Source organism: Streptomyces sp. NPDC001407, from assembly GCF_042895325.1.
Classification (GTDB): Bacteria; Actinomycetota; Actinomycetes; order Streptomycetales; family Streptomycetaceae; genus Streptomyces.
Map to the genome: position 1 here is coordinate 159,876 of NZ_JBIAWF010000007.1, position 18,245 is coordinate 178,120.

At 72.9% G+C, this 18,245-nt stretch carries 14 protein-coding genes; 9 read left to right on the forward strand and 5 right to left on the reverse strand.

What is annotated here, in order from left to right; all coding sequences use genetic code 11:
* The first annotated feature begins 44 nt into the window (after window positions 1-44).
* From hemC to ACFY1P_RS13045, 3 genes are all read left to right on the forward strand, one after another.
* Window positions 45-980 (forward strand): hydroxymethylbilane synthase, encoded by a 936-nt coding sequence (gene hemC, locus ACFY1P_RS13035; protein ID WP_390750643.1) that lies wholly within the window; start codon window positions 45-47, stop codon window positions 978-980.
* A gap of 127 nt (window positions 981-1,107) precedes the next feature.
* Window positions 1,108-2,238, forward strand: a complete 1,131-nt coding sequence (locus tag ACFY1P_RS13040) for an alpha/beta hydrolase (protein WP_361530715.1) — start codon at window positions 1,108-1,110, stop codon at window positions 2,236-2,238.
* A gap of 123 nt (window positions 2,239-2,361) precedes the next feature.
* Entirely contained in the window at window positions 2,362-3,918 is a 1,557-nt protein-coding gene (locus ACFY1P_RS13045; RefSeq protein WP_390750644.1) for an alpha/beta hydrolase, read from the forward strand.
* A gap of 276 nt (window positions 3,919-4,194) precedes the next feature.
* On the opposite strand, the gene ACFY1P_RS13050 is transcribed toward ACFY1P_RS13045, so the two are convergent.
* The gene (locus tag ACFY1P_RS13050) at window positions 4,195-5,244 is read right to left on the reverse strand and encodes a polyprenyl synthetase family protein (RefSeq protein ID WP_390750645.1); all 1,050 of its coding nucleotides are present in this window, start codon (window positions 5,242-5,244) and stop codon (window positions 4,195-4,197) included.
* 63 nt (window positions 5,245-5,307) lie between these two features.
* Window positions 5,308-6,339 carry a tetratricopeptide repeat protein gene (locus ACFY1P_RS13055; protein ID WP_361534047.1) on the reverse strand — a complete coding sequence of 344 codons (1,032 nt, stop codon included), beginning with the start codon at window positions 6,337-6,339 and terminating at the stop codon, window positions 5,308-5,310.
* A 427-nt stretch (window positions 6,340-6,766) separates the two neighbouring features.
* Here ACFY1P_RS13055 and ACFY1P_RS13060 point away from each other — a divergent pair, with 427 nt between their 5' ends.
* The gene (locus ACFY1P_RS13060; protein WP_390750646.1) at window positions 6,767-8,323 is read left to right on the forward strand and encodes a phospholipase D-like domain-containing protein; all 1,557 of its coding nucleotides are present in this window, start codon (window positions 6,767-6,769) and stop codon (window positions 8,321-8,323) included.
* A 63-nt stretch (window positions 8,324-8,386) separates the two neighbouring features.
* On the opposite strand, the gene ACFY1P_RS13065 is transcribed toward ACFY1P_RS13060, so the two are convergent.
* Window positions 8,387-9,583 carry a serine hydrolase domain-containing protein gene (locus ACFY1P_RS13065; RefSeq protein ID WP_361534035.1) on the reverse strand — a complete coding sequence of 399 codons (1,197 nt, stop codon included), beginning with the start codon at window positions 9,581-9,583 and terminating at the stop codon, window positions 8,387-8,389.
* A gap of 181 nt (window positions 9,584-9,764) precedes the next feature.
* Here ACFY1P_RS13065 and ACFY1P_RS13070 point away from each other — a divergent pair, with 181 nt between their 5' ends.
* Window positions 9,765-10,463 (forward strand): maleylpyruvate isomerase family mycothiol-dependent enzyme, encoded by a 699-nt coding sequence (locus ACFY1P_RS13070; RefSeq protein ID WP_361534038.1) that lies wholly within the window; start codon window positions 9,765-9,767, stop codon window positions 10,461-10,463.
* Here the strand turns inward: ACFY1P_RS13070 and ACFY1P_RS13075 are convergent.
* Complete coding sequence (locus tag ACFY1P_RS13075; protein ID WP_361534041.1) at window positions 10,403-11,053, reverse strand: TetR/AcrR family transcriptional regulator; 651 nt, start codon at window positions 11,051-11,053, stop codon at window positions 10,403-10,405. The genes ACFY1P_RS13070 and ACFY1P_RS13075 overlap by 61 nt on opposite strands.
* Window positions 11,054-11,334: 281 nt before the next feature.
* Here ACFY1P_RS13075 and ACFY1P_RS13080 point away from each other — a divergent pair, with 281 nt between their 5' ends.
* Window positions 11,335-12,117: a phosphatase PAP2 family protein gene (locus ACFY1P_RS13080; protein ID WP_390750647.1), complete on the forward strand. Its 783-nt coding sequence runs from the start codon at window positions 11,335-11,337 to the stop codon at window positions 12,115-12,117.
* A gap of 138 nt (window positions 12,118-12,255) precedes the next feature.
* Window positions 12,256-13,443, forward strand: a complete 1,188-nt coding sequence (locus ACFY1P_RS13085) for an acyl-CoA dehydrogenase family protein (protein WP_390750648.1) — start codon at window positions 12,256-12,258, stop codon at window positions 13,441-13,443.
* A gap of 28 nt (window positions 13,444-13,471) precedes the next feature.
* Here ACFY1P_RS13085 and ACFY1P_RS13090 read toward each other — a convergent pair whose 3' ends face one another.
* Complete coding sequence (locus ACFY1P_RS13090) at window positions 13,472-14,809, reverse strand: PP2C family protein-serine/threonine phosphatase (RefSeq protein WP_390750649.1); 1,338 nt, start codon at window positions 14,807-14,809, stop codon at window positions 13,472-13,474.
* A gap of 204 nt (window positions 14,810-15,013) precedes the next feature.
* Between ACFY1P_RS13090 and ACFY1P_RS13095 the strand changes: the two genes are divergently transcribed.
* Window positions 15,014-15,940, forward strand: a complete 927-nt coding sequence (locus tag ACFY1P_RS13095) for an oxygenase MpaB family protein (RefSeq protein ID WP_390750650.1) — start codon at window positions 15,014-15,016, stop codon at window positions 15,938-15,940.
* Window positions 15,922-18,180, forward strand: a complete 2,259-nt coding sequence (locus ACFY1P_RS13100) for a tetratricopeptide repeat protein (protein ID WP_390750651.1) — start codon at window positions 15,922-15,924, stop codon at window positions 18,178-18,180. The genes ACFY1P_RS13095 and ACFY1P_RS13100 overlap by 19 nt, the downstream gene beginning before the upstream one ends.
* The last annotated feature ends 65 nt before the right edge of the window (window positions 18,181-18,245 follow it).

Sequence of the window (18,245 nt, forward strand, 5' to 3'; positions counted from 1 at the left end):
GGCTGATCGGTGGCGCGCGTCCCCGACGGTCTATCGTGGGCGACATGTCCGCCCCTGAACTGATCCGCATCGTCTCCCGCGACTCGCCCATGGCCCTGGCACAGGTGGCGCGCGTCCAGGCCGAACTGGCCGCGCTCCACCCCGGCATCCGCACCGACGTCGTCCCCGTCAGAACGACCGGCGACAAATGGATGGGCGACCTCTCCCAGGTGGAGGGGAAGGGGGCGTTCACCAAGGAGGTCGACGCCGCCCTCCTCGCCGGTGAAGCCGACCTCGCGGTGCACTGTGTCAAGGACATCCCCGCCGACCGGCCGCTCCCCGCGGGCACGATCTTCGCGGCCTTCCTCAAGCGCGACGACATCCGCGACGCGCTCGTCCACCCCGGCGGCCTCACCCTGGACGAGCTGCCCGCGGGCACCCGCGTCGGCACCTCCTCCGTGCGCCGCGCCGCCCAACTCGCCGCTTCCCACCCGCACCTCGAATGCGTACCGATGCGCGGCAACGCCAACAGGCGCCTGGAGAAGCTCGCCGCGGGGGATGCCGACGCGCTGCTGCTCGCCGTCGCCGGTCTGGAGCGCATCGGCCGCACCGATGTGATCAGCGAGACCCTGCCGGTCGACACGATGTGCCCGCCGATCGGCGCGGGCATCCTCGCGCTCCAGTGCCGTGAGGACGACAGCCCGGTCATCGACACGGTCAGTGGTCTCGGCGACCCCGCCACCTATCGCGAGGCCACCGCGGAGCGGATGTTCCTCCACGTCCTCCAGGGGCACTGCAACAGCCCCATCGCCGGATACGCGCGGGCCGAGCGCAGCGGCGATCTGTCGCTGCGGGCGCGGGTGTTCACCCCTGACGGCAAGACGGTCCTCAACGCCCACGAATGGGCCGGGCCCCTCGACCCCGCCACGCTGGGCACCTCGGTGGCGGTCGCCCTCCTGCGCCAGGGGGCACGTGAGCTGATCGACAACATCGCGCATTGAGCCACCGCTCGCCCCGCGCCCCGGCCCTCTCCGACTCGAACGGCCCGAGCGACTCGAGTTACCCGGACCACCCGGGGAGCAGGACCCGGCCCGGCCGGGGCGTGCCGCGGCCCGTACGGTGTTGATCATGTTGAGAAGAGCCTCGCTTCCGAACCGGAAGACCTCACGGCGGTCCTTTGTGGCGGCCGCCCTCCTGCTGGCCTTCGCCGCGCCCTCCGTGCCGGCCGCCGCGGCGGACGCCCCGGGCGGGTCCGCCGTCGAGACGCCCGCCCCGACGACCCGGCAGCCGCTCGGTACGAAGACCCTGCACCTGGTAGACACCTCGCGCACCGACCCCTGGAAGCCCGCCGCGGGACACCGTGAACTCATGGTCTCCCTCTGGTATCCGGCCCTGCCGTCCCGGAAGACCCCGGCGCCGTACACCTCGGCCGCCCTGTCCAAGGCGATGCTGGGAAGCGACGCGCTGGCCGGTGTCCGGACCCACGCCGTCGCCGGTGCGCGCCCCGCGCCGGTGGCCCGGCCGCTGGTCGTCCTGTCGCCCGGCTTCGGGATGGGCCGCCTGACCCTCACCGCGCTGGGCGAGGACCTCGCCTCCCGCGGTTACGCGGTCGCCGCGCTCGACCACACCTACGAGGCGCCGGTCGAGTTCCCCGGCGGCCGCGTCGAAGGCTGCCTGATCTGCCAGAAGATGGACCCGGCCGCCGTCGTGCGCAACCGCGCCCAGGACATCCGGTTCCTGCTCGACCAGCTCACGGGCCCTCACAGCGAGCTGCGCGTCGACCGGCACCGGATCGCCGTCGCGGGGCACTCCATCGGCGGCGCGAGCGCGGTCGAGGTCATGCGCGAGGATCCTCGCGTGGACGCCGCGGTCAACCTCGACGGTGACTTCTTCACCGAGCCGCCCGCCAAGGGCCTGGACCGGCCGGTCCTGCTGATGGGCGCGCACCGCGCCAAGGACCCCCGGGACTGGGAGCGCAACTGGAGCCACCTGACGGGCTGGAAGCGCTGGCTCGACGTGCCCGACGGCGGCCACATGACCTTCACCGACGTCCCCTGGATCGTGGACCGCTTCGGCTTGCCGGCCCAGATCCCGCCGAAGGACGTACCCGGCTCCTTCGGCACCCTGCATGGCGACCGCGCGACCGCGCTCACCAGGACGTATGTGGCCGCCTTCCTCGACCGCCAGCTGCGCGGCAGGCCGAGCCCGCTGCTCGACCGGCCGTCGGCGGCGTATCCGGAGGTCAGCATTCTCAAGTAGCCCCGCACGGCCCGTGAGGGGGTGTAGCTGGTGCCACCCCCACAACGGATACCAGTGGGATCGATCGCGGACCGCCCGCACGCGAGCATCTGAGGCGTAGGAAAAAACGCCCCAGGAGGATCGATGTTCGAGTTCAGGAAGTCCCGGTTGACCCGCTCCGTCGTCACGGGCGCGATGGCGACGGCGATAGCGGCCGCAGTGCTTCCGGCGGCCACCGCGGCCGCGAAGACCCCGGGGCCGCCGCCCGTGCCGGAGCGCTACACCACGCAGAAGCTCGCGTGGCAGCCCTGCGGTCCGGGCGGCTCGCTGGAGTGCGCGCAGATGAAGGTGCCCCGCGACTGGTACCACCCCGGCACCGGTGAGGACCTCACCATCGCGGTGTCACGGCAGCGGGCGAGCGACCCGGCCCGGCGCCGCGGCGTGCTGATGATGGCCGCGGGCGGTCCGGGCGGCCAGGGCCTGCTGCGCCCGGCGAACCTGGTGAAGAGGTCGCCCTCCATCGGCGCGGCCTACGACGTCGTGAGCTTCGACCAGCGCGGTGTCGGGCAGAGCTCGCGGGTGCGGTGCGAGACCGACGCCGAGTTCCAGGGCTACTTCGACGGGGACTCCCGGGACCGCTCGCCCGCCGCCGTGCAGCGCGAACTCGACAATGCCCGCAAGTTCGTGGACAGCTGCCGCGCACGCAGCGGCGACCTGATGAACTACATCACCACCGACCAGACCGTCCACGACATGGACCTCTACCGCACGCTGCTCGGCGAGAAGAAGGTCTCCTACTACGGACCCTCCTACGCCACGGTGATCGGCACCTACTACGCGACGGAGTTCCCGCAGCGGGTCGAACGCGTCGTGCTGGACAGCAACATCGACGCCGCAGGCACCTGGGCGGAGTTCGAGGAGGGCCAGCCGCTGAGCTTCCAGCGCCGCTTCGAGCAGGACTTCCTGCCGTGGCTCGCGAAGTACGACGACACCTATCACTACGGCCGCACGGCCGCCGAGGCCAAGGCGAAGTACGAGAAGCTGCGCGGCGCGCTGCGCGACCATCCGCTGCCGATCGTCGGGGGCAAGGCTGTCATCGACCCCAACCGGCTCGACAGTGTCGTCATCTCGGTGATGTACAACGGGAGCAACTTCCCCGCCCTGGCGAAGTCGCTGGCCGTCCTCGACCACTGGGACCAGGCGACCGCCGAGGAGCGGGCAATGATCGACAAGGGCTTCGGGCAGCCCGCGAACGCGGACTTCTTCGCCGAGTTCTTCTCGGTGACGTGCAGCGACACCCCCTGGGACCGCGACACCGGCCAGTGGGCGAAGCGCGCGGCCAAGGACGCCGCGAAGTACCCGCTCGCCGGGGCACGGGAGCTCACCTACACCGCCGTCTGCGCCAACTGGCCCGAATCCAAGGTGCCGCGGACCAAGATTACCGGCAAGGGACTGCCGCCCATCCTGATGCTCAACGGCCGACACGACCCGGCGACCCACTACGAGGGCGCACAGCGGTCTCACCGCGCGCTCCGGGGTTCGCGCCTGGTCACGGTCGACGGCGGTGACCACGGGCAGTACCAGGACGGGAGCGCGTGCGTGGACTCCGCCGTGAACGACTACCTCCTGGAGGGGAAGCTCCCGGCACACGACATCACGTGCGAGGGCGCTCCGCTGCCGGCGCCGGCGGGCCAGGGCTAGGTGGTTCCGCCCGCACCACAGCTGGCGATTCAGCCCGTCCGGCGATTGAGGACACCGCGCGGAGCGCGGTTCGGGGGTCTGGGGGCTTGCCCCCAGTTTCGGGAAGGGGCGGGGCAGGGGAAACAAGCGGGGCGGAGCCCCGGCCGCGGCGGAGCCGCGCAACTGGCGCTGCGGGAAGGGGCGGGGTAGGGGAAAAAGCCCGCCGCAGGCGGCAACGGACCTGCGCTTGCGGACCTGGGCGCCGCCCCTCGCGGCAACCGGCCCGCAGCGCGCCCGTCAAACCCTCCGTTCCAGCAAATACGCGGAAAGCGCGACCAGTTCATCCCGCGCCCCCTCCACCAGCCGCACCGAGTCCAGGCAGTCGTACGCCGCCGTCACATGCCGCCGGGCGTCCTCCATCGTGAACTCCCTCCCACCCGCCGCCTCCACGATCGCGGAAGCCGCCGCCGCGTCCGCCGAGGACAGCGGCTCCGGTGAGCCGAGCAGCCGGGTGAGGTGCTCGGCCGCCGTGCTGTCCAGGGCCATCGCGGCCAGCACGGGCAGCGTCTTCTTCCGGCGGCGCAGGTCGCTGTGGACCGGCTTGCCCGTGGTCCGCGGGTCGCCCCAGATCCCGAGCAGGTCGTCGACCGCCTGGAATGCCAGCCCGAGCCGCCGCCCCGCCTCCGACAGGGCCGCCACCACCGGCGGCGCGGCACCCGCGAGCACCGGGCCCAGGGTCATCGCGCACCCGAGCAGGGCCCCGGTCTTGCGGTCCGCCATCGCGCGGTACTCGGGTATGCCGACCGCCCCCGGCCCCGTCCACGGCCGGGACTCGAAGAGCAGGTCGTCGGCCTGGCCGTGGACGAGGTCGCCCAGCGTCCCGGCGAGCCGGCCCACGGCCTCGGCGCCGTGCTGCCCACCGGCCCCGGCCAGCGTCTGTACCCCCAGGGCGAAGAGCGCGTCACCGGCCAGCACGGCCGGGCCCGTGCCGAACGCCTTCCACACGGTGTCCCGGTGCCGCCGCCGCTCGTCGCCGTCCATGACGTCGTCGTGCACCAGCGAGAAGGTGTGGATCAACTCCACCGCGACGGCGGCGGCCACACCCGGCTCCGCGGGCGCGCCCACCGCTTCGGTGGCGAGGACGGCGAGCGCCTGCCGCACCCCCTTGCCGCCGGGGCCGGCGGTCGGCGTGCCGTCGGCGTCGCACCAGCCGAAGGAGAACGAGGCCATCCGGCGCGGCTGGGGGTGCAGGCTCTCGACGGCCGCTCTGAGCGCGGGTTCGACGGTCGCCCGGCAGCGCGCGAGGGTGCTGGGCGCGGTCGTCCGCGGTCCGGCGTACGTGGTCATGGAAGCTTCTCTCTCCTGTGGTGGACCGGTGGCGCGTGTGTGCGCGGGGCGGGGGCCGAGGCGTCAGCCGGTGGGCAGGACGCCGAGTTCGGCCCGTGCCTTGTCGACCATGTCCCGCGCGTGCAGCAGGCCGATCGCACCGAGCGTGTCGTGGAGTTCGTCGAGGTCGGCGGCGGTCTCCGCCGCGTCGCGGCCCAGCCGGGCCCGGGCCTTGACCCACCCCAGCCGGGCGAGCGCCGTGCCGCGCGGCTCGTCCATGGCCCGGAACTCCTCCAGGGCGCCGCTGTAACAGGCCTCGGCCTCCGCGTACCGCCCCGCGCGGAAGAGGACGTTGCCGCGCATCTTGTGGTTGTACGCCAGCGCGCTCACCAGCCGCATCTCCCGGCAGGTGGCCTCCGCCTCCGACAGCAGCGCCAGGGCCCGCCCGGTCTCGCCCCGTACGGACAGCACGTCCGCGATGCCCCGCAGGGCCCAGGCGCGGCCGCGGGCGTCGTCGGCCGCGCCGGCTATCGCGGCCGCCTCCTCGAACATCGCCAGGGCGGTGTCGTACGAACCGGTGTTGCGGTGCATCTGCGCGATGCCCTCCAGCGCCCACACCGTGTGCCTGGCCTCGCCGCGCCGCCTGGCCTCGGCGAGCAGCTTCTCGTGCAGTTCGCCGACGGCCTGGTAGTCGCCCTGTATGCGGCCCGTCTCGGCGAGCCCGGCGAGGGAGTAGCCGCGGGCCACGATGTCACCGCCCTGCTCGGCGAGTTCGGCGGCCAGGGACAGCCAGCGCCAGGCCAGGGCGAGCGCGCCGCGCTGCCGGGCGAGGGTCCCGCCGCTCCACACCGCCCAGGCCATCGCCCCGCGGTCCCCGGCCCGCCGCGCCGCGCGGTAGCTGGCCTTCCACGCGGCCTCCGCCTGTGCGACGTGCCCCAGGCGCCGGTACGCCTCGGCGACGGCGAGCCCGGCGTGCGCCGACTCCAGTGCCTCGCCGCGGAGTTCGGCCTCCGCACGCCTCGCCAGGGCCGTCTCCAGGACTTCTTCCAGCGAGGCGTTCACCGAGAGGTCGCCCAGCGAACCCCGGTACTCGGGTGCGAATGCCTTGCCGTACATGGTGTGCCTCACTTCGGGTCGATCGACGGCGGGTCAGCCGCTGATCAAGAAGCTATGGCGGGGGAGGGCGGCCGGGCATCCGTCCAGGAGCCCGTGTGCCGTACATCCGAAGACCGGTGGCCGGAGGCCGGGTCATACGCGAGATGTACGAATGCCCCTGAAGGCTCTCGGGGTTGCCCAGGGCCGTTCGGGGCGGGATGGCTGGGATTGTCAAGGGCCGCAAGCACGATTTTCCGGACGGCCGGATGGGGGTGCGGGACCGTTCGGCCGGGGGACGGCGTGCACCCGCCGGGCTGATAACTTCAGGGTGTTACCCACTTGACATGTCTGACACCTCCATAAGGATGCGAAGAATTTGGCTCGCCACCGCCTCCGCCGTTTAAACCGTCTCGCAGGGAGCGCGGCGGCCTCGGCCATAGCGCTCGCCGTGCTGCCCGCCGCACCGGCCCTCGCGGATTCCGCCGACGGCTCGGGCGCCCCGCACCTCGACGCCGTGGAGCGGACGCTGCGTCAGGTCTCGCCGGGACTCGAAGGCGACGTCTGGGAGCGCACCAGCGGTAACAAGCTGGACACCTCCTCCGCCGACCCGGCGGACTGGCTGCTCCAGACCCCCGGCTGCTGGGGCGACGACAAGTGCGCCGGACGCCCCGGTACGAAGCGGCTGCTCGCCAAGATGACGGAGAACATCTCCAAGGCGAAGCGCACGGTCGACATATCCACCCTCGCGCCCTTCCCCAACGGCGCGTTCCAGGACGCGATCGTCGCCGGCCTGAAAGCGTCCGTGGAATCCGGCAACAAGCCGAAGGTCCGGATACTCGTCGGCGCCGCTCCCGTCTACCACCTGAATGTGGTGCCGTCGAAATACCGTGACGAGCTCAATTCCAAGCTGGGCAAGGCCGCGGGCGATGTCACGCTGAATGTCGCGTCGATGACCACGTCGAAGACCGCGTTCTCGTGGAACCACTCCAAACTCCTCGTCGTGGACGGCGAGTCGGCGATCACCGGTGGCATCAACGGCTGGAAGGACGACTACGTCGACACGGCCCACCCGGTGTCGGACGTCGACCTCGCGCTGACCGGCCCCGCCGCCGGCTCGGCGGGCCGTTATCTGGACACGCTCTGGTCCTGGACGTGCCAGAACAAGGGCAACATCGCGAGCGTCTGGTTCGCGTCGTCCAACGGCGCCGGCTGCATGCCGACGCTGGAGAAGGACGCGAACCCCAAGGCTGCCGCCCCCAAGGGCGAAGTGCCGGTGATCGCCGTCGGCGGCCTCGGCGTCGGCATCAAGGACAAGGACGCGTCCTCCGCGTTCCGCCCGGACCTGCCGAGTGCCTCCGACACCAAGTGCGTCGTGGGCCTGCACGACAACACCAACGCCGACCGTGACTACGACACGGTCAACCCCGAGGAGAGCGCCCTGCGGGCGCTGGTCGGCAGCGCGAAGAGCCACGTCGAGATCTCGCAGCAGGACCTCAACGCCACCTGCCCGCCGCTCCCGCGCTACGACGTGCGCCTCTACGACGCCCTCGCCGCGAAGATGGCGGCCGGGGTGAAGGTCCGCATCGTGGTGAGCGACCCCGCCAACCGCGGTGCCGTCGGCAGCGGCGGCTACTCGCAGATCAAGTCGCTGTCCGAGATCAGCGACCTGCTGCGCAACCGTCTCGCGCTGATCACCGGCGGGCAGCAGGGCGCCAAGGCGGCGATGTGCTCCAACCTCCAGCTCGCCACCGCCCGTAGCTCCGACAGCGCCAAGTGGGCCGACGGCCATCCGTACGCGCAGCACCACAAGCTGGTCTCCGTGGACGACTCCGCCTTCTACATCGGCTCCAAGAACCTCTACCCGTCCTGGCTCCAGGACTTCGGGTACATCGTGGAGAGCCCGGAGGCGGCCAAGCAGCTCGACGCCGAGCTGCTCGCCCCGCAGTGGAAGTTCTCGAAGGCGACCGCCACGTACGACTACGAGCGCGGCGTCTGCCAGGGCTGACCCGGCCCGCACACGCGAGGGCTCCCGCCGGACCTCCGGCGGGAGCCGTCGCGTTTCGGCCGGTCAGCGCGCGGGGCTCGCGTCCAGCCCCGGTGAGGCCACCGTGCCCGGCACCTTCCCGCAGTATTCCGCCTCGATCAGGGCCATGACGTCGCCCGTCCAGTCGGCGTTGAGGTTGAACGCCGCGGTGTGCCGCCCGTCCGGCGTCGAGGACACGACAGAGGTCGATCCGGGGATGCCGCCGTCGTGCGCCCACACCTTCACCCCGCACGACAGCGTCGTGGTGTAGACGCCGAGCCCGTACGTGATCGGGCTTTCCCCACCGGTCGGCACCGCGGTCAGCAACTCCCGCTGCTGGCGCTCCGGGAGGAGCTTTCCGCCGAGCAGCGCGTGGTAGAAGCGGTTGAGGTCGCCCGTCGTGGAGACGATCTCGCCCGCCGCGTAGGCCCACGACGGGTTGAAGTCCGTGACGTCGTGGATCTTCGCGTCGGGGGCGCTGTCCAGCTTCCCGTACGCCCGCCCGTGCGGGTCCGGCATCCATGGCGAGTCGCCCGGCAAGGTGGTGGCCCGCAGGTGGAGGGGGCCGAGGACGCGCCGGGTGACTTCGGTGGCGTACGGGCGGCCGGACACCTTCTCCGCGATCATGCCGGCGAGGACGTAGTTGGTGTTGGAGTAGTGCCAGCCCCGGCCGGGCCGGAAGTCCGGCGCGTGGGCCATGGCGATGTCCACGAGCTGCCGCGGGGTGTGCACGTCGAACCGGTGCCGGTAGAAGCCCGAGGTGAGGTCCTCCCGCACGCCCGCGTCCTCGGTGTAGTTGAAGATCCCGCTGGTGTGGTTGAGGAGCTGACGGACCGTGATCTCACGCCCGTCGTGGCCGTGCCCCCGGACCACGCCGGGCAGCCAGTGGTCGACCGTGTCGTCGAGCCGGAGCTTGCCCTCGGCCTCCTGCTGGAGCAGGACGACGGAGGTGAACGCCTTCGTGATGCTGCCGACCCGGAAGCGGTCGTGCGCCGCGCGCGGCCGGTGCGTGGTGCGGTCCGCGACCCCGGCGGATCCCTGCCAGCCGCCGTCCTCTCCCACGCTCTGCCCCAGCACTCCCGGCACCCCGGCCCGCACCTGGGCCTCCATCGCGCTCCGGGTGGCGGCGTGCGGGTCGGTGCCACGGCCCGCGGCCGAGGCGGGTGCGGTGAGTGCGGTCGCGGTCACCGCGACGGTGGCCAGCGCCCCCATCAGCGCTCTGTGGATCGTGCGTACCTTCATGCTCTACGGCCCCTCCCTTTCCGATGGACAGATGCACGGAGCAGGACTCGCCCAACGCCGTGCCGGTTGAGCCGCCTTGAGCGCGGGGCCGGAAACCGGCCATGCGCGGTCCCTGCCTCAGGAGGGAGTTTCCGGAGCACCCAAAGGCGACTAAAATGGGCATACCGTTACGCCAGCGGGGGTGATCAGCGGAATGGACGTCGAAGAGGTCTGGCGGACCACCTGTGCCGAGCGCCGGAGCCTCGCCGACCTGCTGGACCGGCTCTCCGACGAGGAGTGGGAGCGCCCGTCCCTCTGCGAGGGCTGGCGCGTGCGCGACGTCGCCGCCCACCTCGCCCTGTCGCACACCGGCCCCGGCGCCACGCTGATTAATCTCGTCCGGGCACGGGGCAGCTTCCACCGCATGGTGCGCGACACCGCCCGGCGCTATGCCGCGCGGCGGCCCGGCGCGGCGCTGGCCGCCGAGATCCGGCAGACGGCCGGTTCCCGCCGCCACGCCGTCGGGACGACCCACCTGGAGCCGCTCCTGGACGTCCTCGTGCACGGCCAGGACATCGCGCTGCCCCTGGGCAGGCCGCGCGAGATGCCGCTACGGGCGGCGGCCGTCGCCGCCACCCGCGTCTGGATGACGGGCTTCCCCTTCCACGCCCGCAAGAACCTCTGGGGCCTGCGCATCGCCGCGACGGACACCGTCTGGGCCGCGGGGGAGGGGCGCGAGGTGGAGGGCCCGATCGGCTCGATCCTGCTGCTCCTCACCGGCCGCCCGGCCGCCCTCGACCGGCTGTCGGGGGCGGGGGCGGAGGAATTGCGCAGGCGCTCTCAGTGGGCGCCGGGCGCCGGGAGCACCCCGTCGAGGATGTGCCGCACCCCCCGCAGATAGCCGTGAGGCCCCTCCGCCCCGGCCGGGTGCTCACTGTCGGCCGCGGCCCGGTCCTGTGGCGGCGGCTGCGGCCCGCCCGTTCGCGGCACGGTCGCGAGGATCTGCCCGGTCGTGTAGTACCAGATCGTCCGGTGCGCCTCGACCGCCCTCTCCCGGCTGAGCCCGCAGCCGACGAGCGCGCCGACGATCTCCTCCGTCATCCACACCGCGGGCATGCCCGCGGGCTCCCCGCGCGCGACGATGGGCACCACCCACGGATTGCTCACGAACGCCTGGTGCATCAGCCCGCAGACCGCCGCCAGCCGCTCCCGCGGTTCCTCGGGCAGCTCCGGCCTCGGCAGTGTGCGGGCGGCGTGCTCCAGGGTCAGCGTCAGCAACTCGTCCTTGTCCCGCACGTGGTGATAGACCGCCATCGCCGTGCTCCCCAGCGCACTGGCCAGCCGGCGCATCGTCAGGTTCTCCGCGCCCTCCTTGAGGATGATCTCGTAGGCGGCGGTGACGATGTGCTCGCGCGACAGCCGGGACGGCCGCCCCCGCTTCGGGCGTTCGGGTGTGCTGCCGGTCAGTGTTCTGCCCTCTTTCGTACGCATGCCGCCGGGTTCGTCGCCACCGGGGGCGCATGGGCGCCGCGTGGCACGGTCCGGATCTTCGCAGGCGCCCGAGGATACTGTTTCCGTATGCGTACGGTAACGCGCCGTCGCATCGTGGGGTCCGGCCCGGGGAGAGCCCGGGAAGAGGGGGACGGGGCGCGTGGGCCGCGCGTGTAGCTTTGCGTACAGCCGTGCCGACGACCCGCGCGGCATTGCGCTCGTCACCTGCGCGTGTACTGCCGTGCCGGTACCGCCCTACCGATACAAAGGACGCCCCACCCATGCCGTACGTGCGCCACTGGTTGCGCAACTCCGTCCTGCTGTTCGCGCTCGCGATCACACTGGGACTGGTCGCCGCGCACACCCACCTGATCCAGCCGCACGATCTCAAGCTGGACCGCACGATCCAGACGCTCCGCACCGGCTGGCTGAATCACACGATGGAGGGGGTCAGCTATCTGGCCTCGCCGGTGGCCGGCGTCGTGATCCTCGCGGTCTGGAGCGGCTGGCTGCTGTTTGTGCGGCGGCGGCCGATGCGCGCGGTGGCCACCTTCCTCGTCGTCGCGGTCGGCTGGAACAGCACGCAGCTGGCGAAGGCGATCGTGGCCCGTCCCCGGCCGCCCCGGGAATTCATGCTCGACCCCGAGATCGGCTCCAACAGCTTCCCCAGCGGCCACACCGCCTTCACCGTCGCCGTGGTGGTCGCCGCGTACTTCCTCCTCCGTAAGACCCGTCACCGCCGGACCGTCCTGGTCTGCGGCGTCCTCGCGGTGCTGCTCGTCGCCTTCTCCCGGATGTACGTCGGTGCCCACTACCCCACGGACACCCTCGGCTCGGTGCTGATCGCCGGTTCCGCGATCTTCTTCGTGACCGGCGTCTGGCACGCCTGGGTGCTGCCCCAGCTGCACCGGCTGCCGCTGATGGAGCGCTTCGGCCTCTCCCGCGAGCTGGACGAGCAGGACGCCGGGCACGTCCACGGGACCGTGCCGAGCGGGCGCAGGCGGGCCGCGGGCAGCGGCTCCGCGCCCAGCGGCGGACGCCACCGCAAGCACGCGGGGCGCTGACGCCTCCACCGGAATGCAGCGGGCCGGTCGCCAGTGGCGACCGGCCCGCCGTCGTTCCCGCCGCCTTCCGGATTTCTGCAACGGGTTCTAGTGTGTGCGCCGTCACCCGCGGCGAGGGCGCGACCTTACGGAGGGCCCATGGACCTCGACCACACACCGGAGCAGCGGCGGCTTCGCGCCGAACTGCGGGACTACTTCGCCACTCTCGTCCCCGACCACGCCTACGCCCGGCACACCGACCCCGCCCGGCAGAAGCGCTTCTACCGCGACACCGTCCGCCGGCTCGGCGCCGACGGCCGCCTGGGCGTGGGCTGGCCGAAGGAGTACGGGGGCGGCGGGATGACCCCGATGGAACAGTTCGTCTTCTTCGACGAGGCCGCACAGGCCGGGGTGCCCCTGCCGCTCATGGCGCTCAACACCGTCGGACCGACGATCATGCAGTACGGGACCCCCGAGCAGAAGGCGTACTTCCTGCCGAGGATCCTCTCCGGCGAGATCGACTTCGCCATCGGCTACAGCGAGCCCGACGCGGGCACCGACCTCGCCTCGCTCAAGACCCGCGCGGTGCGCGACGGCGACGACTACGTCGTCAACGGACAGAAGATCTGGACCACCAACGGGGACACCGCCGACTGGATCTGGCTCGCCGTGCGCACCGCCCCGGTGGAGGAGGGCGTGCCGCCCCACCGCGGCATCAGCATCCTCCTCGTGCCGACCAGCGCCCCCGGCTACTCCTGCACCCCCATCGAAACTCTTGCCTCCCACGGCACCACCGCCGGTTACTACGAGAACGTCCGCGTGCCCGTCCGCAACCGGGTCGGGGAGGAGAACAAGGGCTGGCGGCTGATCACCACCCAGCTCAACCACGAGCGCGTCACCCTCGCCGCCCACGGCGCCACCGCGATCCGCGCCCTGCGCGACGTCCGGCGCTGGGCCGCGGGCACCCGGCTGCCCGACGGCCGCCGCGTCGCCGACCTCGGCTGGGTCCGCGGCCGGCTGGCCCGCACGCACCTGCGCCTCGACGCGATGAAGCTCCTCAACTGGCAGATGGTGGACGCCCTCCAGCGGGGCACCCTCACCCCGCAGGACGCCTCGGCCGCCAAGGTCTACGGCTCCGAGGCGCGCCGCGACGCCTACGCCTGGCTCATGGAGATCCTCGCCGCCGCGGGCCCCCTCAAGGAGGGCTCGGCGGGCGAGGCCCTCCACGGCGAACTCGAACGCGGCTACCGCAGCGCCGTCATCTTCACCTTCGGCGGCGGCAACAACGAGATCCAGCGCGAGATCATCTCCTGGATCGGCCTGGGGATGCCGAGGGTGCGGCGCTGAATCCGCGCGTCGTACGGCCCCCGGCCGCTCAACTCCCCTCTGGTGTCCGCAGTGCCAGGATCGCCATGTCGTCGTGGCCGTCGCCCGGGCGGGCGTCCGCCACCGCCTGGGCCAGGACGTCCAGGGGGCGGCCGGCGTGTGCCGCGGCGACGGTCGCGACCATGCGCAGGCCCTCGTCGAAGTCGCGGCCCGGGTGTTCGACCAGCCCGTCGGTGAACATCAGGACGGTCGCTCCCGGCGGCAGGACGTGCCGGTGGTCGCGGCGGACGAGGCGCGCGTCGACCCCGATCGGCACGTCGGCGTCGGCGTCGAGGAAGCGCGTGTCGCCGCCCTCCGTCACCACGAGCGGCGGGGGATGGCCCGCGCTGCTCCACAGGAGCGACCAGCCGCCCTCGCACGGCGCGATGCGGGCCACGCAGACGGTGGCCATCGTGGGCTCCGTGACGGCCTCCAGAGTGCGGTCGAGACGGCTGAGCAGCTCGCTGGGCAGCGCGTCGGAGTCGAAGGCCAGGGCCCGCAGCATGTTGCGGATCTGCGCCATCGTGGCGGCGGCCCGCACATCGTGGCCGAGGACATCGCCGACGATCACCACGCGGGTGCCGTCGGGCAGCACCATCGCGTCGTACCAGTCGCCGCCGAGCAGCGCCGGGTCCGCCGCCGGCTGGTAGACGGCCCAGGAGCCGAAGGGGGAGAGGTCGGGCAGGCTCGGCAGCAGCAGCCGCTGGAACTGCTCCGCGCCCGCGCGCACCTGCCCGTACAGGCGGGCGTTCTCGATGGCGACACCGGCCGCGCCGGCCAGCGCGATCACCACGGCCTCGTCGGCGGCGTCGAAGGCGCCGCCGTCCTCGCGGTCGGTGAGGTAGAGATTGCCGTAGACCTTGCCGCGTACGGTGATGGCGACCCCGAGGAGCGAGCGCATCGGAGGGTGGCCCGGCGGGAACCCCGACGCCTGCGGATGCTCGGGGATCGCCTCGACGCGCAGCGGCCGCGGATCGTTGATGAGCAGGCCCAGCAGCCCCCGGCCGTGCGGGAGCGCCACTCCGGCCAGCTTCTGTCTCTCCTCCTCGGCCAGGCCCACGGGGATGAACTCGGCGAGCTCCGTGCCGTCCTCGTCCAGGACGCCGAGAGCTCCGTAGCGGGCCCCGACCAGCTCCATGGCGGTGGTCACGATGCGGCGCAGCACCACGGGGAGGTCCAGCTCCCCGCTGACCGCGAGTATCGCCCCCAGTAACCCGCGCATGCGCTCCTGCGTGCGGGCGAATTCGGCCAGCTGCTCCCCGAGCCGGTCGAGGTCCTTGTCGAGGTCCGGCCGGTGGCCGGTGAGGTCGCGGTGGGTGTGTCCGTTGTCTGTCTCGCTTGTCGCCACCGCTCAGAGAGTAGTGAATCAGCCGCTCCGGGGTGGGGAATGACCGCATGTCAGTGCGGTGGCCGTGGCGCGGGCGGCGGCGATCGGGGCCCTGCTCCGCGCGCCCCCTCCTCAGGACCGTCAACCACCCGTGTTCCGGAGGGGATTGGGCGGCGCCGGTGCCCCGTATCGTAGGATCCGCAGCCGACCGCCGGAGGTGCGCCCATGCCGCAAGCCGACCCCGGGCTCTTCGGGCCCGCCTCGGTCGCCTGGCAGCTGCACGGCGACCCGATGATGTGGATCGCGGGCATCCGCGCGCTGTGGCTCCAGGCGCTGCACCCGCGCGCGGTCCGCGGGGTGACGCAGAACTCCGATTTCCGGCAGGACGCCTGGGGGCGGCTGCGGCGGACCGCGCACTTCGTGGGCACCACCATCTACGGCACCACGGAGGCCGCCGAGCGCGCGGGCGCGGCCGTCCGTGGCATCCACCGGCGGCTGTCCGCCACCGACCCGGACACCGGCGAGCGCTATGCCGTCGACGACCCCGAACTGCTGCTGTGGGTGCACTGCGCCGAGGTCGACTCCTATCTCCACGTCGTCCGCCGCTCCGGCATCCCGCTCACCGCGGCCCAGGCCGACGCCTTCCTGGAGGAGCACCGCGCCTCCGCCCGCCTCGTGGGCCTCGACCCCGCCGGCGTCCCGGCCTCGACGGAAGCGATGGTGGCCTATTTCGAGAAGGCGCGGCCCGGCCTGGCCCTCACCCCCGAGGCGCGTCAGGTCGACGGCTTCCTGCGCCGCCCGCCGGTGCGCCCCCTGCTCAGGCCCGCGCGCGCCCTGCTGTGGGGGACGGTGGCCTCCCTCGCGTACGGAGCCCTGCCCGCCTACGCGCACGAGCTCTACGGACGTCCCGCCCCTGCCCCTTCCGTCGTCACCCGCCGCTTGTGCCTCGCGGGTACCGTCCTGCGCTCGGTCCCCGCCACCGTACGATGGCAACTCCCGCCCAAACACATCCTCCGGGCCGTCGGCAGGATGGGCGCCGGTAGCCGCCCTTCCTCCTACAACCTGCAAAGACGGGCCGCCATACTGGACGGGCCGGGGGAGGCACAGCGACGCGACGGGGGCGGCGGCGAGGGATGGCGGAATCCAGGCTGATCCAGGGCCGGTACCTGCTGCTCGAACGGATCGGGCGGGGCGGCATGGGCGAGGTGTGGCGGGCCCGCGACGAATCGCTCGGCCGCCAGGTGGCCGTCAAGTGCCTCAAACCGATGGGGCCCCAGCACGAGCAGTCCTATCTGCGCGTGCTGCGCGAGCGGTTCCGCCGCGAGGCCCGCCTCGCCGCGGGGCTCCAGCACCGCGGCATCACCGTCATCCACGACTTCGGCGAGTCCGACGGCGTGCTGTTCCTGGTCATGGAGCTGCTCGACGGCCAAAACCTCAGCGAGCTCATGGAGGACAACGACCAGCGGCCGCTGCCCGTGCCCGAGGTGATCGGGATCTCCGAGCAGGTCGCCGCGGCGCTCGCCTACACCCACCGGCAGGGCGTGGTGCACCGCGACCTCAAGCCCGCCAACATCATGCGGCTGACCGACGGCGCCGTGAAGATATGCGATTTCGGGATCGCCCGCCTCGGCCACGACATCGGCTTCTCCGCGCCGTCCTCGCGTCTCACCGGCACCGGCATCGCCATGGGCACCCCGCACTACATGTCGCCCGAACAGATCGGCGGCGGCCAGGTCGACCACCGCAGCGACCTCTACTCCCTGGGCTGCGTGCTGTACGAGATCGCCACCGGCGCCCCGCCCTTCGACATGGACGACGCCTGGGCCGTCCTCGTCGGCCACCGCGACACCCCGCCCACCCCCCTGCGGGAGATTCGCCCCGAACTGCCCGGAAAATTCGAGGAGATCGTCCTCGACCTGCTCGCCAAGGACCCCGACGCCCGGCCGCCCGACGCCGGTGACCTCCACGAACGGCTGCTGGAGCTAGCCCTGTCCGGGCACGCCCCGTCGGTCCCCCGCACGCTCCCCGAGGCCCGGCCGCGCCCCCTGCGCGCCTCCGTGCGCCTGCCCGAACCGCCCCGGCTCCCGCACTGGGCCCGGAACATGACCACCGGTTCCAAGGCGACCGGCCCTGGCGTCCTGCCCGCCCCGCCGCCCGACCCGGCCGCCTCGCTCACCGGCGCCTGGACCGGGCCCGCCGCGGTGCGCCCCGGCACCACCCTGCCGCCGCCGTCCCCGGAGGCCGTCGCCGGCCTCGCGAGCCGCCACCAGGAGGCGCTCCGCCTCGGCAGGCTGGGCCGCTGGACCCAGTCCGGCGAGGCGCACCGCGAGGTCGCCGCCGAGCGCGAGCGCGTCCTCGGCGCCGACCACCCCGACACCCTCGCCAGCCGCTACGAGGCCGCCTTCACCCTCAGCAGGCAGGGCCGCCCCGCCGACGCGCTGCGCGAGTACGCCCGCGCCGCGGCCGGCCGGGAGCGCGTCCTGGGCGCCGACCACCCGGACACGCTCGCCGCCCGGCAGGAGACCGCGTACGTGCTCGGGCAGCTCGGCCGGTACGCCGAGGCCCACGAGGTCTACGCCGCCGTGCTCGCCGCCCGCGACCGCACCATGGGCCCCGAGCACCCCGACACCCTGCGCTGCCGCCACAACCTCGCCTTCAACCTGGGCCGGCTGGGGCGCCTGGAGGAGTCGTACGCCATGGCGCGCGAGGTCGCCGACGCCCGCGCCCGCGTCCTGGGCGCGAGCCACCCCGACACCCTCGTCACCCGCTACGAGGTCGGCTACGCGCTGGGCCAGCTGGGCCGCTGGACCGACGCGCTGCGGACCTACCGCGAGGTGGCCGCCGCGCGGCAGCGCGCCCTCGGTGCCGACCACCCCGACACGCTCGCCGCCCGCTACGAGGCGGGCATCTGCCTGGGCCGGCTCGGCCGCAGCGCGGAGGCGCTCCGGCTCTTCCGCGAGCTCGTCGACGAGCGCACCCAGGCCCAGGGGCCGGAGCACCCCGACACCCTGCGGGCCCGGCACTGCCTCGGCGTCAACCTCGGCCGCCTCGGCCACTGGGAGGAGGCGCTCGCCGAGGCGCGCGACGTGTGCGCGATCCGCGAGCGGGTGCTGGGCGCCGAGCACCCCGAAACCCTGGTCAGCTGCCGCGAGATCGCGGTCGCCCTCGGCTGGCTCGGCCGCTGGACCGAGGCCCTCGCCCGCTACCGCGAGGTGGCCCAGGCCCGCCAGCGCGTCCTGGGCGCCGACCACCCCGACGCCCTGACCAGCCGCAGCGACGAGGCCCACTGCCTGGAACAGCTCGGCCGCTCCACGGAGGCCGTCGAGCTCCACCGCCAGGTCGCCGCGCTGCGCCGGACGCGGGCCACGCAGGGGGAGCGGTACCGCAGATGACCCGTCCGATCTGACGTTGCGTCAGAAAAACCCTTCCCTCGCCCGGCCCGCTGCGGCATCCTGCC

What these genes read in the sequence shown, in the direction of transcription:
- hemC (WP_390750643.1), top strand. Translation starts at nt 45, where the DNA reads ATGTCCGCCCCTGAACTGATCCGCATCGTCTCCCGCGACTCGCCCATG.
- ACFY1P_RS13040 (WP_361530715.1), top strand. Translation starts at nt 1,108, where the DNA reads ATGTTGAGAAGAGCCTCGCTTCCGAACCGGAAGACCTCACGGCGGTCC.
- ACFY1P_RS13045 (WP_390750644.1), top strand. Translation starts at nt 2,362, where the DNA reads ATGTTCGAGTTCAGGAAGTCCCGGTTGACCCGCTCCGTCGTCACGGGC.
- ACFY1P_RS13050 (WP_390750645.1), bottom strand. Translation starts at nt 5,244, where the DNA reads ATGACCACGTACGCCGGACCGCGGACGACCGCGCCCAGCACCCTCGCG.
- ACFY1P_RS13055 (WP_361534047.1), bottom strand. Translation starts at nt 6,339, where the DNA reads ATGTACGGCAAGGCATTCGCACCCGAGTACCGGGGTTCGCTGGGCGAC.
- ACFY1P_RS13065 (WP_361534035.1), bottom strand. Translation starts at nt 9,583, where the DNA reads ATGAAGGTACGCACGATCCACAGAGCGCTGATGGGGGCGCTGGCCACC.
- ACFY1P_RS13075 (WP_361534041.1), bottom strand. Translation starts at nt 11,053, where the DNA reads ATGCGTACGAAAGAGGGCAGAACACTGACCGGCAGCACACCCGAACGC.
- ACFY1P_RS13080 (WP_390750647.1), top strand. Translation starts at nt 11,335, where the DNA reads ATGCCGTACGTGCGCCACTGGTTGCGCAACTCCGTCCTGCTGTTCGCG.
- ACFY1P_RS13085 (WP_390750648.1), top strand. Translation starts at nt 12,256, where the DNA reads ATGGACCTCGACCACACACCGGAGCAGCGGCGGCTTCGCGCCGAACTG.
- ACFY1P_RS13095 (WP_390750650.1), top strand. Translation starts at nt 15,014, where the DNA reads ATGCCGCAAGCCGACCCCGGGCTCTTCGGGCCCGCCTCGGTCGCCTGG.
- ACFY1P_RS13100 (WP_390750651.1), top strand. Translation starts at nt 15,922, where the DNA reads ATGGCGGAATCCAGGCTGATCCAGGGCCGGTACCTGCTGCTCGAACGG.